The organism is Rhodococcus sp. NyZ502 (assembly GCF_041464245.1).
Lineage (GTDB): Bacteria > Actinomycetota > Actinomycetes > Mycobacteriales > Mycobacteriaceae > Rhodococcus_F > Rhodococcus_F qingshengii.
This window is the reverse complement of record NZ_CP167155.1, coordinates 2,305,868-2,318,999: the sequence shown is the minus strand read 5'-3', so window position 1 is coordinate 2,318,999 and position 13,132 is coordinate 2,305,868. Positions and strand designations below refer to the sequence as shown.

The following is a 13,132-nucleotide window of genomic DNA, read 5'->3' as shown; positions in this document are numbered from 1 at the left end:
GCTCATGCCCCGTGCGCGCACTGCTGATCGTCAACCCCAATGCCACCTCCACCACCGCTGCCGGTCGTGACCTGTTGGCACACGCCCTCGAGAGTCGGGTGCGACTTACTGTGGCGCACACCACACATCGGGGTCATGCTGCCGAACTGGCGCGCGAAGCCCACGAAGACGGCTTCGGCTCGGTGATCGTCCACGGTGGCGACGGAACGGTCAACGAAGTGGTCAACGGACTGCTCGGGTCACCGCATCCCGCGTCGATGAAATCGGTTCCGGTCGGTCCGATCCCGACGATCGCTGTCGTCCCAGGCGGCTCGGCAAACGTTTTCGCGCGCTCACTCGGTATTGCCGCCGACCCGATCGACGCCACGAACCAACTCGTCGACCTCCTCTCCGAACGGACCAGGCGCCGAATCGGGCTCGCACACTGCGACAACCGTTGGTTCACGTTCAACGCCGGAATGGGCCTCGACGCCGATGTGTGCGAGGCCGTCGACGCCAGCCGTAAGAACGGTGACGCCGCCACACCCGCCCGGTATGTCCGAACCGCGATCGCGGCGTTCTTCCGTGCCAAGCGAGCCGAACCAGCGCTGACCGTCCACCTTCCCGATCAGGATCCCGTCTCCGGAGTCCACTACGCATTCGTCTCGAACTCGAGCCCGTGGACATATCTGGAAGAGCGTCCCGTCCACACCAATCCGGGAACGACCTTCGACAGTGGACTCGGCATCTTCGCCATGACGAGCACCAAAGTTCTGCCGTCCCTGCGGGTTGTGCGGCAACTACTCGCACGCGGCGCGGAGCCGAAATCGAAGGTCCTCTTACGCACCGACGACGTCCCGACAATCACCATCGAATCGTCGCGACCGATCGGACTTCAGATGGACGGCGACTACATCGGACTTCGTGAAAAGGTCGAATTCACCTCGGTCCCGGATGCACTGGAAGTGTTCGCACCGATTACGACGTGAGTCAGGCAACACGTTTGACCTGCAAAAACTCTGGTGCCAAAAGGTCGAAATCGGGTAAAATGCCGGTGACGCCCAGGTGGCCGTCAGGTGTGTCACAAATTAGTGAGTTGGCCCACGAACCCGTTCAAACCTATTGACATACCGCGAGTTCGTGAAAGCATTCACAAGTAACAGTGCGGAAACATTGATGACGCACACACAAACTCATTGGTACCAAATGGTGTGAATACACACCCAATTAAGGAGCGAAAAAAGATGGACTGGCGCCACAACGCAATCTGTCGCGACGAGGATCCCGAACTGTTCTTCCCCGTGGGAAACAGCGGACCGGCCCTCGCTCAGATCGCTGATGCCAAGGTTGTCTGCAACCGCTGCCCCGTCACCGCCGAGTGCCTGTCGTGGGCTCTCGAGTCCGGCCAGGATGCAGGCGTCTGGGGCGGAATGAGCGAAGACGAGCGTCGCGCACTCAAGCGCCGTAACGCACGTACCCGTGCACGCACTTCCGTCTAGGTAGAACCGAGACGTTCGACTCGCGGCGGAGAACAGCCCCTCTGCACAGTCGAAGACGACAGCCCGGCACCACATGGTGCCGGGCTTTTTGTCTGCTCGAATCGCTAACGCTGCTCGAATCAGTAACGCGCAGAACGTCTACCGAGCGGCACACGCAGAACCGCGTCGGTACCGCCTCCGCTTCCCGGGTGCAGTCCGAGCGAGCCACCGAGCTCGGCTCCCAGCAGAGTCCGCACGATCTGGAGTCCGAGGCGATCGGATTTCTCGAGGTCGAAGTTCTCCGGCAGGCCGCGCCCGTTGTCGTGGATGATCACGTCCAACCAGCGTGCAGAACGCTCGGCACTGAGTGTGACCGTGCCGGTCACACCCGGATCGAAAGCGTGCTCGATCGCGTTCTGCACCAACTCCGTCAGCACCATGACCAGCGGGGTGGCGCGCTCGGCGGAGAACACTCCGAAACTGCCCTCACGCCGAATCGTCACCGGCACACCTACTCCCGCGACATCGGAGAGCATGGGAACCAACCGGTCGATCACCTCGTCGAGATCCACCTCTTCGTCCACCGACATCGACAAGGTGTCGTGAACGAGGGCGATGGACGTCACGCGTCTCACCGACTCTGTCAACGCTTGTCGCGCTTCGTCGTTGCCGGTTCGCCTGGCCTGTAGACGCAGAAGCGCCGCGACGGTTTGCAGATTGTTCTTCACTCGATGGTGAATCTCGCGGATGGTTGCGTCCTTGCTCAGCAGAGCGCGATCACGACGCTTGACCTCGGTGACGTCGCGGACGACGACCGCAGCACCGACATGCCGGCCGCCAGGCTTGAGAACCAGGGCCCGCAGCAGAACGGTCGCCCCGCGCGCCTCGATCTCCATACGGCGACCGGGCTTGTCCGCCAACGTATCTCGGATGTATCCCGCAGCTTCCTGAGACTCGAACGGGTCGGTGACCAACGAACGGGTCAGCGCTGCGAGGTCTTGACCCACCAGATCCGAACTCAGACCCATCCGGTGATAGGCCGAGAGCGCGTTCGGGCTGGCATAGACGACTGTGCCTTCGGTATCGAGACGGATGAAGCCGTCGCCCGCACGTGGGCTCGAGTTCGTGTCGGAGCGCGATTCTCGGATCGGGAAGGTTCCGTCGCTGATCATCTGACACAGGTCTTCGGCGCAATCGAGATACGCGAGTTCGAGCGGACTCTGCGCTCGCTGGTGCGACAGGTTGGTGTCGCGGCTCAGAACAGCGATGACTCGCCCGTCCAGACGCACCGGAACGGCTTCCCGACGCGGCGGCATTCCTTCACGCCACGTCTCGTCTTCCCCGCGCACGACGCGGCCCTCCACGAGAGCGCGAAGAACCTGCGGGTGCTCGGACTCGGAAACGACCGTTCCGACCGCATCCTCCGGAAAAGCCGTCGATGCCGTTGTCGGCCGGCAATGCGCGACGCAGATGACCGTCCCCTCGGATCGGTTCTTCTCCGATTCGGTGCCCACCCACAAGAGAACGTCGGCAAAGGAGAGGTCGGCGAGCAGTTGCCACTCCCCCACGACGCGCTGGAGATGGTCGACCGCCGCACCGGGAAGATCGGTGTGTTCGGCGAGGAGGTCACTGAGAGTGGACATCGTCCGGCTTAGGAGATCACGGCGATCAGATCGCCTTGCTGAATCACGTCGCCGACCTTGACGCCCACCGTCGTCACCGTTCCCGGAACCTCGGCCAGGACGGGAATCTCCATCTTCATGGATTCGAGGATGACCAGGGTGTCGCCGTCCGCAACGACGTCTCCCTCGCTCACGACGACCTGGTAGACCGTCGAAACCATCTCGGCGCGCACGTCTTCTGCCATCGTGAACCTCACTTCTGTCGGAACTGCACTCTGACCACGAAAATACGTCGACGGATCACTCGATCGACCTGCCAATGGAACCACACCGGCATCGGCGTGAAACAATGACGCGAAAGAAACAGAAGGGAGACCAATCATGGGTAAGCGTGGTCGTAAGAAGCGCAGCCGTAAGGGCAACGCCGCTAACCATGGCAAGCGTCCAAACGCCTGACATGTAGCGCAACAAAACGTCCGAGGGGCGGGGAAGCATTGCTTCCCCGCCCCTCGGCGTTACTGCCTTCCGACTGCTGCCGCTCAGATCTTCGCTGACGGGCTAGCTGTCGGTTTCGGTAGTCGTTATGACGATGGTCCGACGCAACTCGACGGTGAGCCTCTGACGCAGGCTTTCCGGCGCGTGGTCTCCACCGCACTTACGGTTGATCAGGCTCTTGACCTTCTCTTCGATCCCGTAGGCCTCGAGGCACGATCCACAATCGTCGATATGACGCTGCAGGCGAGCACGACTCGAATCGTCGCATTCACCGTCGAGCATCAACCAGACGTCTGCGATGACTGCCGAGCAGTCGAGCCTTTCGAATTCGTCCTGCTCACTCATCGTGTGACACCTTCCGTCTCGGTGGCTGCGACTGTGGCTGTGTCGACCGCGCCGTCCCGATTGAATCCCCGGTCTTTTGCGACATCGGCCAAAAGACCACGCAATTGCTTGCGACCACGGTGCAGTCGCGACATCACCGTTCCGATGGGTGTGCCCATGATCTCCGCGATCTCCTTGTACGGGAATCCTTCGACATCGGCGTAGTACACGGCCATACGGAATTCCTCGGGAAGCGACTGCAGCGCCGCCTTGATGTCGTCGTCAGGCAACGCGTCGAGCGCCTCCACCTCGGCCGATCGCAGCCCCGTCGAGGTGTGCTCGGCGGTGGCGGCCAACTGCCAGTCGGTGATCTCGTCCGTCGGATACTGCGCGGGTTGGCGCTGCTTCTTTCGGTACGAGTTGATGTAGGTGTTCGTGAGAATCCGGTACAGCCAGGCTTTCAGGTTGGTACCGGCACGGAACGAACGGAAAGCGGTGTACGCCTTGACGTACGTCTCCTGCACGAGATCCTCGGCATCAGCCGGATTCCGCGTCATGCGCAGGGCAGCGCCGTACAACTGGTCGAGCAGCGGGAGCGCGTCGCGCTCGAACCGGGCAATCAACTCATCCGCAGTTTCGGGCGTTTCGGACACTGCGCCGTCGATAGGTTCAGCTACCCCTGACGGTTCGTCCTTGGGCCGGTCGTGTTCCAGCACTCTGATCCCTTCACTAGCCGTAGGGATCAAGGTTACCGCCAACTGAAGATCCGACCCACGGGCCGGTGGTGGCTCACACACAGCCAGCACGGTCGCTCCTTCGCTTCTCGGGACAAGTTTCATCAACTGGTACCAACACGGGAGTCAGCGACTCTGTTCCCGGCCTGGTCGGATGCACCTGTCGGCGATCCACATAGGGTGTTCCTCATGGCCGGAACAGCGACCCCTGCGACCGTACTTCTCGACAAGTCGAAGACACCGCACCGCGTCCACAGCTACGACCACGATCCTCGCGCCGAATCTTTCGGCGACGAGGCGGTCACTGCACTGGCAGAGTCGACAGGTGTCGTGGCTGCCCAGATCTTCAAGACCTTGGTCGTCAAACTCGACACCGGCAAGCTCGCCGTCGCGGTTCTGCCGGTCCCGGACAAGCTCTCCCTCAAGGCTGCAGCCGCTGCCCTCGGTGCGAGCAAAGCCGTCATGGCCGATCGCGCCGAAGCCGAGCGCTCGAGCGGCTACGTCTTCGGCGGTATCTCACCGCTCGGCCAGCGCAAGAAACTGCCGACCGTGATCGATGCGTCGGCGCTCGACTGGGACCGCGTTCTCTGCAGCGCCGGCCGACGCGGCCTCGAAATCGAGCTGGCTCCGACGGACCTCGCGCAGCTCAGTGGCGCGGTCACGGCGCAAATCACGGCGGGCTGAGTATCCGGTCGCTACGGTCTCACCATGCGACCACACCTGAAAACTCTTGCACTGACCGCTGCGACGGCAGCTCTCACCGTCTCGCTGACGGCCTGCGGGAGTTCGGACAATGCCGCCAAGGAAGTCACGGTAGTCGGATCAGGGCAGGTCCGCGGGGCGCCGGACATCCTCAATGCCGACATCGGCATCGAGGTGGTTGCCCCGGATGTATCGGGAGCAGTCTCGGAGGCGAATGACAAGGCCCGTCAGATGATCGACGCGATAGTCGCCGCCGGTGTGGCCCCCGAGGACGTGCAGACAAGCGATCTGTCCGTCCAGCCGCAGTACGACGCCAGCGGCGGACCGTTCATCGGCGGCAACGTGACCGGCTACCGGGCAACCAACTCGGTTCGAATCGTCGTCCGCGATCTCGACAAGGCCTCTTCTGTCCTGGACGCCGGCATCGCGGCGGGCGGAAACGCGGCACGGCTCGGTAACGTCGCCTTCGCCATCGACGACGATTCTCAGCTTCTGGCCGACGCTCGCACCCGGGCCTTCGAGGACGCGAAGAACCGTGCCGAGCAGTACGCGGATCTGTCCGGTACGTCGCTCGAGAACGTCGTGACCATCACCGAGGCACACGACACGAGTGGCGGTCAGACCATGCGCGCTCCCGACGCCTCGATGTCCGACATGGTTCTCGCCCCGGGAACCCAGCAGGTCTCGTTCGAAGTGACCGTCACCTGGGCTCTCGGCTGACCACTAGAGCAGGCTGATCTGCTCGCCGGCACGGTCGACGTCCGGCTCGATCAACTCGTGTCCGTTGTTCTTGACACTGTTGACCAGCGGCCGGACTCGATCGACGTCGATCCGCTCGAAGAGGTCCGTTACCGGTTCGAGCAGAGCCGAATCGACGGTGTTGTCGGGATCGAGCCACGCCTCCCAGCGGTCACGAGGCAGGGCGAGGGGCATGCGGTCGTGAACCTGCTCGAGGTGACCGAGAGAGTCGACCGTGACGATCGAGCAGCTCAGGACGGGGCTCGCGTTCTCGACCCTCGGGTCCCGCCAGGCAGACCACACGCCCGCCATGAACAGCCGTGATCCGTCGTCGGGGTGCATGTAGTAAGGAATCTTCGCTGCCTTTTTCCCGCCGGTGGCCTCGGTCTGCCACTCGTACCACCCGTCCATGGGGACCAGGCAACGCTTGAACTTGAAGGCGGTCCGAAACGCCGGCTTCTCCGCCAGCGAGTCGGCGCGGGCGTTGAACAGGACCGGACCTTTGCCCAGTTCCTTGGTCCACGACGGCACCAATCCCCACCGCATCCGCCGAATCCTCTTGGTCGGATCGCTGTCGGGGTTCTCCCGATCGTGGCGTTCGACGACGGTCAACACCTCGGTCGTGGGGGCCACGTTGTAATCGGCTTCGACGGGCGCCGAGTGGTCGGTCTCGTCGAGCGCATCGAGTTCCACCGCCAGGGTGGCCGGGTCCGCTGTGGTCGCATACCTTCCGCACATGACACCCAGGGTGGCACGGTTTCGACCATTCCCCCACCGATGAGAGAAGATGGACCATGTGAGTCTGAGTCTGTGGAGCGCCCCGAGGGCCCAAGCACCCGTCGATGCAGTGGTGACGCTGCCCGGATCCAAGTCCATCACCAATCGAGCTCTGATTCTGGCCGCACTTGCGGATGGCCCGTCCACGATCACCGGTGCACTCCGCAGCCGTGACGCCGACCTGATGATCGCAGCTCTGCGTGACCTCGGCATCGGCGTCGAGGAAGCCGGTGATGCGACCACGCTTCGCGTCACCCCTGGACCCCTGCGCGGCGGCGAGGTCGACTGCGGCCTGGCCGGCACCGTGATGCGCTTCCTGCCGCCACTCGCCGCGATGGCCGACGGCATCGTCCACTTCGACGGCGACGAGCAAGCACGCACACGACCGCTCGGCACCATCTTGGAAGCACTGCGCGGTCTCGGCGCTCGGATCGAGGGTGACGCACTCCCGTTCACCGTCACCGGAACCGGATCCCTACGCGGCGGGACGGTCACCATCGATGCATCCGGTTCGTCGCAGTTCGTCTCCGGTCTCCTGCTCTCGGCTGCTGCGTTCGAAGAGGGTGTCACCGTCCATCACGACGGCAAGCCCGTCCCGTCCATGCCACACATCGACATGACCGTCGAGATGCTCCGCGAGGCCGGAGTTTCCGTGACGACGCCAGCCACGGGCGGTGACGCGGACACCTGGCGTGTGGCACCGGGGCCGGTGCGCGCCGTGGACTGGGCGATCGAACCCGATCTCTCCAACGCCACACCGTTCCTGGCCGCTGCCGCAGTGACCGGCGGAACCGTCAGCGTCCCGATGTGGCCGTCGTCGACGACGCAACCCGGCGACGCGATCCGCGGGATCCTCGCCTCGATGGGGGCCGACGTCACTCTCGCCGATGGTGTCCTGACTGTCCGCGGCCCGGAGAAACTGCGCGGCATCGACATCGACCTCCACGACGTGGGAGAGCTGACCCCCACCGTGGCGGCCCTGGCCGCTCTCGCCGAGGGCACCTCGCATCTACGAGGAATCGCGCACCTGCGCGGGCACGAGACAGACCGTCTCGCCGCCCTCGCCGACGAGCTCAACAAACTCGGCGGCTCCGTCACCGAAACCGATGACGGCCTGACGATCGTTCCCGCGGAACTCCATGGCGGACAATGGCTCTCGTATGCCGACCACCGCATGGCAACAGCCGGCGCCATCATCGGCCTGGTCGTCGACGGTGTCGAGGTCGACGATGTCGGAACCACCGCCAAGACACTGCCCGGCTTCGAGAACATGTGGATCGACATGCTCGAGAGTTCGCCGGCGACACCGAAGGCAAGCTTCTGAGTCCGCGGCAGTACGACGAGTCCGACGTCCGGGTACGCCCCGGGCGCGGATCCCGCCCCCGTACGAAGACTCGGCCCGAACATCTCTCGGCCGAATCGGGGATGGTGGTGTCGAAGGATCGTGGCCGTTGGGGTTGCGTCCTCGGCGGCGATCCCGACCGGCTGATCGTCACGATGCGCGCCCGCGAACTTGGCCGAACCCCCATCGTCGTCGGCGATCAGGTGGACATAGTCGGCGATCTGTCGGGCAAAACCGACACCCTGGCGCGCATCGTCCGGGTCTCCGAGCGTTCGACGGTTCTGCGACGGACCGCCGACGACACCGATCCCTTCGAACGTATCGTCGTCGCGAACGCGGAGCAGCTTCTCATCGTCGTGGCACTCGCCGATCCCCCACCGCGCACCGGCTTCGTCGAGCGCGCACTGGTCGCCGCCTACGTGGGTGGCCTGACGCCGATCGTCTGCCTGACCAAGAGCGACCTCGAACCGCCGGAGGAATTCGCGAGCACGTTCGCCGACCTCGACATCCAAGTGGTCGTCGCCGGTCGCGACGATCCCCTGGACGAACTGACGCAGATCCTCGAGCACAAGTTGACCGCCCTGATCGGACATTCCGGCGTCGGAAAGTCGACACTGGTCAATCGCCTTGTCCCCGATGCCAATCGAGCGGTCGGCATCGTATCCGGAGTCGGGAAGGGCCGGCACACGTCGACGCAATCGGTGGCACTCCCTCTCGCCGGTGGCGGCTGGGTGATCGACACCCCGGGCATCCGTTCGTTCGGTCTGGCGCACATCTCGCCCGAGAACGTAGTGGCGGCGTTCTCGGATCTCGCTGCGGCGATCGAGGATTGCCCGCGCGGATGCACGCACCTCGGACCGCCGGCAGATCCCGAATGCAAGCTCGACCTGTTGGAGGGCAAATCAGCTCGACGCGTCGTCGCTGTGCGACAACTGCTGGAAGCGATCAAGTCCAACGATCAGTACTGAGCGCCCCCGAGCGACGTTCCGGGCGAGAACAGCAAAGCGGCCCGACACCATCGAATGGTGTCGGGCCGCTTGCTGTCTACGGTCAGCGCAGTCGACGATCAGCGCAGGCCGAGGAGGCTGCGCAGCTTTCCGCTCTTGCGCTTACGTGCGATGGCGCTCTTGAGGCCACTGCGACGCCCGGTCACGGGATCGACAGTCGAGGTCAGTTCGCCGTCGAACATCCGCTCCGACGCCGTCTCGGGCGCATTGTCGACGGTGTCCTTGAGGTACTTGTTGGGCAGCGACAGCTTGGCGATGGTTCGCCAGGACTTGGCGTACTGCACGGCAAGCGGGCCGGTCGTGTACGGCAAGTCGTACTTGTCCGCGAGCTGACGCACCGTGACCGCGATGTCCTTGTAGCGGTTGCTGGGCAGATCGGGGAACAGGTGGTGCTCGATCTGGTAGCTCAGGTTGCCCGTCATGAAGTCCATGAGCGCGCTGCCCTCGATGTTGGCGCTGCCGAGCATCTGACGCAGGTACCACTGAGCCTGCGTTTCCTTGTCGATGTCTTCCTTGGTGAACTTCTCGGCACCGTCCGGGAAGTGGCCGCAGAAGATGACCGCGTTGGTCCACACGTTCCGCAGAGTGTTGGCGGTGAAGTTGGCCGACAATGTGCTCTTCCACGCCGGGCCGGTGATGGCCGGGTAGATGACGTAGTCGCGCAGGACCTGCTTGCCGATCTTCTCGCCGACCTCACGGAGCTTGCGCTGCGTCTCTTCCTTGTCGGCGCGGCCCTTGGCCACCTTGCCGAGCTCGAGGTGCTGAGCGGCGATGCCGTACTCGAAGAACAGCGCGAGCAGCGTGTTGTAGACCAGGTTGCCGGCGTTGAAGGGCTTCCAGCGCTGATCGCGGGTGACGCGGAGGAGTCCGTATCCGACGTCGTCGTCCATTCCGAGGACGTTGGTGTACTTGTGATGCAGGTAGTTGTGGGTCTGCTTCCAGTGCGCAGACGGGCCGGTGACGTCCCACTCCCACGAGGTGGAGTGGATCTCCGGGTCGTTCATCCAGTCCCACTGCCCGTGCATCACGTTGTGCCCGAGTTCCATGTTCTCGATGATCTTCGAGAGCGTCAGCAGGCCAACTCCGGCGAGCCACGCCGGACGACGACGGCTGGCGAAAAGCACTGCGCGGCCGCCGATTTCGAGCGAACGCTGCAGACGAATGACGTTGCGCACGTATCGCGCATCCTTCTCGCCGCGCGACTCCTCGATGTCGCGACGAATCGCGTCGAGTTCGCGGCCGAGCGCTTCGATGTCGGCGTCCGTGAGATGTGCGTATTCCTTGACATCTGCAATCGCCATGGAAAGCCTCCTAGCAGTGAGTTAGGCGCAAAGTAGTAAGTGCAGAACGATCATCGATTCGAATCGTTCAGATCAACTGCACCTACTGTAGCGTAACTTACGGCACCGTAGGTTAGGTTTTTCCCGATGTAACCTATATCACTTCCGGCGCTTCGGCATGCGGGAACGGGCCTGCGACTTGAGTGCGGTCAGCAAACCGAGACGCTTACCGGTGATCGGATCGGTACGAAGGTCCTCGACCATCGCCATGGCTGCGTCCCGGAATCCCGAGTCGCGGAACCGCAGTTCCGAAGACGTTTCCGGAGCATTGTCCGAGGTTGCGGTCAGCCACTTGTCCGGCAAAGCCAACTTGTGGATGGTGCGCAGAGCCAGAAGATACTGCTTGAAGAGCGAGCCGGTGGTGTACGGGAGATCGAACTTCTCGCACAATGCACGCATCTTCACAGCGATTTCGGGATAGCGGTTACTCGGCAGATCAGGAAACACGTGGTGCTCGATCTGGTAGCTCAGATTGCCGCTCATGAGTCCCATGAGCTTGCCGGAATTGAAGTTTGCACTACCGAGCATCTGGCGCAGGTACCACTCGTGACGAGTCTCCTGCTCGAATTCGGCAACAGTGAACTTCTCGGCACCGTCCGGGAAGTGGCCACAGAAGATGACGACGTACGCCCACAGGTTGCGCACGAGGTTCGCGGTCGCATTGGCCGACATGGTCGACTTCCACGCCGGCCCCGTCAGCGCCGGGAACAAGATGAAGTCCTTGCCCACCTGACGAAAGATCTTGCGCGCGAAGTCTTTGTTCGCCTGCGAGTTCAGCTGCCCCTTTTCCGCGCCCTCCAACTCGGCTGCCGCCGTGAGGTCGTGCAGCGCGATGCCCCACTCGAACGTGGCCGCCAAGATCACGTTGGCGATCGGCTGGAAGAGGTTGATCGGCTTCCACGGCTCGTCACGAGTCATACGCAGAATCCCGAAACCGAGATCCTCGTCCATACCGACGACGTTGGTGTACGTGTGGTGCTGGTAGTTGTGGGCGCGCTTCCAATGCTCGGAAGGACCGGTCTGATCCCACTCCCACGAGACGGAGTGAATCTCGGGATCGTTCATCCAGTCCCATTGCCCGTGCATGACGTTATGCCCGAGCTCCATGTTCTCGATGATCTTCGACAGGCTCAGCAGGGTCGTGCCGACCAACCATGCCGGTCGGTACCGACTGCCGAACAATGCGATACGCCCGCCGAGCTCCAACGCCCGCTGGACGCGAATGACGCGACGAATGTAGCGGGCGTCCCGGATCCCACGAGAGTCTTCGATGTCGAGTCGAATCTGATCGAGTTCACGTCCGAGAGCTTCGACATCGGCCTCGGTGAGGTGCGAAAACTCTTTGATATCGGTGATGGCCACCGTGGTCCTCCGTGTGCCTAGAAGCTATGCGTCCAGCGTACAGTCGCCGGCGGCGGCGGAGATGCACGTCTGGATGCGCTCGCCCTCCGCGTGCTGTTTCCCCGAGCGTAGATCGATCGCGTGGCCGGCAACGAGAGGTACGACACACGTCTGGCAGATGCCCATGCGGCAACCGAACGGCATCAAGGCACCGGACTGCTCGCCTGCCTCCAGAAGCGTCGTCGCACCGTCGACGGTGATCGTCTTACCCGACTTCTCGAACGTGACCGTGCCACCGTCGGCCGAAGCGTCGATGCGCGATACGGCGAACCGCTCCATGTGGAGTCGATCCTCGATGCCTTCCGCCTTCCAGACGTCTTCGAGCTCATCGAGCAACGGGAGGGGTCCGCACGCCCAGGTGTGGCGCTCGCGCCAGTCGGGGCAGACCGTGTCGAGAGAACTGAGTTTGAACTTTCCGTCACGTCGCGTGAGTTGAACGTGGCTCACGAAGTCCTCGTGCTCGGCGTGCAGTGCTGTGAGTTCGTCGGCGAACATCACGTCGGATTCCGTCGGAGCCGAGTGGATGTGCATGACGTCGGGCAATTGACCGCGCCGGTTCATCGTCCGCAACATGCCCATGACCGGAGTGATGCCACTGCCGGCAGTGATGAACAGGATCTTCTCCGGTGGCGGATCCGGCAACGCGAAGTTGCCCGAAGGCGTGGCCAGTCGAACGATGGTTCCCGACGGCACGGCCCCGCTGACGAGGTGGCTCGAGAGAAAGCCCTCGGGCATGGCCTTGACCGCGATGGAAATGCGCTTGTTCTCCCAGTTGGGAGGCGAGGTAAGTGAGTACGACCGCCAATGCCAACGGCCGTCGATATGCAGACCGATGCCGATGTACTGCCCTGGCTGGTAGTTGAAGTCGAATCCCCAACCCGGCTTGATGACGATGGTCGCCGAGTCCGTGGTCTCGGGCCGGACTTCGACGATCTGGCCGCGCAGCTCGCGGGCGGACCACAACGGATTCGCGAGGTGCAGATAGTCGTCGGGAAGCAATGGTGTGGTCAGCCGAGCCGCCGCACCGCGAAGCAGATTGAGCTTCGACCGCGCTGCCGGAACTACCGACGCTGCCGGTGCCTCGATCCAGTCCTTCAGACCCATCAGACCTCCACCTCTCACCTTCCGAACCCACTGCCTACGGTACCGTAGGTTATCAGGTTACGGTACCGTAGGTTACTTCACGGTAAGCA

General features: G+C 63.1%; 15 protein-coding genes. 7 read left to right on the top strand and 8 right to left on the bottom strand.

The features are described 5' to 3' along the window. Positions 1 to 11: 11 nt before the first annotated feature. Positions 12 to 968, top strand: a complete 957-nt coding sequence (locus ACBG85_RS10845) for a diacylglycerol kinase family protein (RefSeq protein ID WP_007731209.1) — start codon at positions 12 to 14, stop codon at positions 966 to 968. A 255-nt stretch (positions 969 to 1,223) separates the two neighbouring features. Continuing rightward, complete coding sequence (locus tag ACBG85_RS10840) at positions 1,224 to 1,478, top strand: WhiB family transcriptional regulator (protein WP_003940950.1); 255 nt, start codon at positions 1,224 to 1,226, stop codon at positions 1,476 to 1,478. A 119-nt stretch (positions 1,479 to 1,597) separates the two neighbouring features. Here ACBG85_RS10840 and ACBG85_RS10835 read toward each other — a convergent pair whose 3' ends face one another. Both ACBG85_RS10835 and ACBG85_RS10830 read right to left on the bottom strand, forming a co-directional pair. Continuing rightward, positions 1,598 to 3,100, bottom strand: a complete 1,503-nt coding sequence (locus ACBG85_RS10835) for a sensor histidine kinase (protein ID WP_003940890.1) — start codon at positions 3,098 to 3,100, stop codon at positions 1,598 to 1,600. A gap of 8 nt (positions 3,101 to 3,108) precedes the next feature. Continuing rightward, positions 3,109 to 3,324: a biotin/lipoyl-binding carrier protein gene (locus tag ACBG85_RS10830; RefSeq protein WP_007731208.1), complete on the bottom strand. Its 216-nt coding sequence runs from the start codon at positions 3,322 to 3,324 to the stop codon at positions 3,109 to 3,111. 136 nt (positions 3,325 to 3,460) lie between these two features. On the opposite strand from ACBG85_RS10830, the gene ACBG85_RS10825 reads away from it, so the two are divergent. Continuing rightward, positions 3,461 to 3,535 (top strand): 50S ribosomal protein bL37, encoded by a 75-nt coding sequence (locus ACBG85_RS10825; protein WP_022597109.1) that lies wholly within the window; start codon positions 3,461 to 3,463, stop codon positions 3,533 to 3,535. 102 nt (positions 3,536 to 3,637) lie between these two features. On the opposite strand, the gene rsrA is transcribed toward ACBG85_RS10825, so the two are convergent. Beyond that, the gene (gene rsrA, locus ACBG85_RS10820; RefSeq protein ID WP_003940722.1) at positions 3,638 to 3,919 is read right to left on the bottom strand and encodes a mycothiol system anti-sigma-R factor; all 282 of its coding nucleotides are present in this window, start codon (positions 3,917 to 3,919) and stop codon (positions 3,638 to 3,640) included. After that, a complete protein-coding gene (locus tag ACBG85_RS10815; RefSeq protein WP_042922166.1) occupies positions 3,916 to 4,614 on the bottom strand; it encodes a sigma-70 family RNA polymerase sigma factor in 699 nt (232 codons plus the stop codon). Before ACBG85_RS10815 ends, rsrA begins: the two co-directional genes overlap by 4 nt. 207 nt (positions 4,615 to 4,821) lie before the next feature. On the opposite strand from ACBG85_RS10815, the gene ybaK reads away from it, so the two are divergent. Further along, positions 4,822 to 5,316, top strand: coding sequence for a Cys-tRNA(Pro) deacylase (gene ybaK / locus ACBG85_RS10810; RefSeq protein WP_058039127.1), 495 nt, complete (start codon positions 4,822 to 4,824; stop codon positions 5,314 to 5,316). A gap of 24 nt (positions 5,317 to 5,340) precedes the next feature. Beyond that, positions 5,341 to 6,054, top strand: coding sequence for an SIMPL domain-containing protein (locus ACBG85_RS10805; RefSeq protein ID WP_372027458.1), 714 nt, complete (start codon positions 5,341 to 5,343; stop codon positions 6,052 to 6,054). A gap of 3 nt (positions 6,055 to 6,057) precedes the next feature. Here the strand turns inward: ACBG85_RS10805 and ACBG85_RS10800 are convergent, their stop codons facing one another. Next, positions 6,058 to 6,810, bottom strand: a complete 753-nt coding sequence (locus ACBG85_RS10800; RefSeq protein ID WP_037129051.1) for an SOS response-associated peptidase — start codon at positions 6,808 to 6,810, stop codon at positions 6,058 to 6,060. Positions 6,811 to 6,859: 49 nt separating this feature from the next. Between ACBG85_RS10800 and aroA the strand changes: the two genes are divergently transcribed. Both aroA and rsgA read left to right on the top strand, forming a co-directional pair. Then, positions 6,860 to 8,173: a 3-phosphoshikimate 1-carboxyvinyltransferase gene (aroA, locus tag ACBG85_RS10795; protein WP_372027456.1), complete on the top strand. Its 1,314-nt coding sequence runs from the start codon at positions 6,860 to 6,862 to the stop codon at positions 8,171 to 8,173. Next, the gene (rsgA, locus tag ACBG85_RS10790; protein WP_007731200.1) at positions 8,122 to 9,159 is read left to right on the top strand and encodes a ribosome small subunit-dependent GTPase A; all 1,038 of its coding nucleotides are present in this window, start codon (positions 8,122 to 8,124) and stop codon (positions 9,157 to 9,159) included. The genes aroA and rsgA overlap by 52 nt, the downstream gene beginning before the upstream one ends. A gap of 98 nt (positions 9,160 to 9,257) precedes the next feature. Here the strand turns inward: rsgA and ACBG85_RS10785 are convergent, their stop codons facing one another. The 3 genes from ACBG85_RS10785 to ACBG85_RS10775 all read right to left on the bottom strand — a co-directional run bounded on the left by ACBG85_RS10785 (position 9,258) and on the right by ACBG85_RS10775 (position 13,043). Beyond that, positions 9,258 to 10,499, bottom strand: a complete 1,242-nt coding sequence (locus ACBG85_RS10785) for a fatty acid desaturase (protein ID WP_003940700.1) — start codon at positions 10,497 to 10,499, stop codon at positions 9,258 to 9,260. A 138-nt stretch (positions 10,500 to 10,637) separates the two neighbouring features. Continuing rightward, complete coding sequence (locus ACBG85_RS10780; RefSeq protein ID WP_003940901.1) at positions 10,638 to 11,900, bottom strand: acyl-CoA desaturase; 1,263 nt, start codon at positions 11,898 to 11,900, stop codon at positions 10,638 to 10,640. Positions 11,901 to 11,924: 24 nt separating this feature from the next. Beyond that, the gene (locus ACBG85_RS10775) at positions 11,925 to 13,043 is read right to left on the bottom strand and encodes a ferredoxin reductase (protein WP_003940928.1); all 1,119 of its coding nucleotides are present in this window, start codon (positions 13,041 to 13,043) and stop codon (positions 11,925 to 11,927) included. Between the last annotated feature and the right edge of the window lie 89 nt (positions 13,044 to 13,132).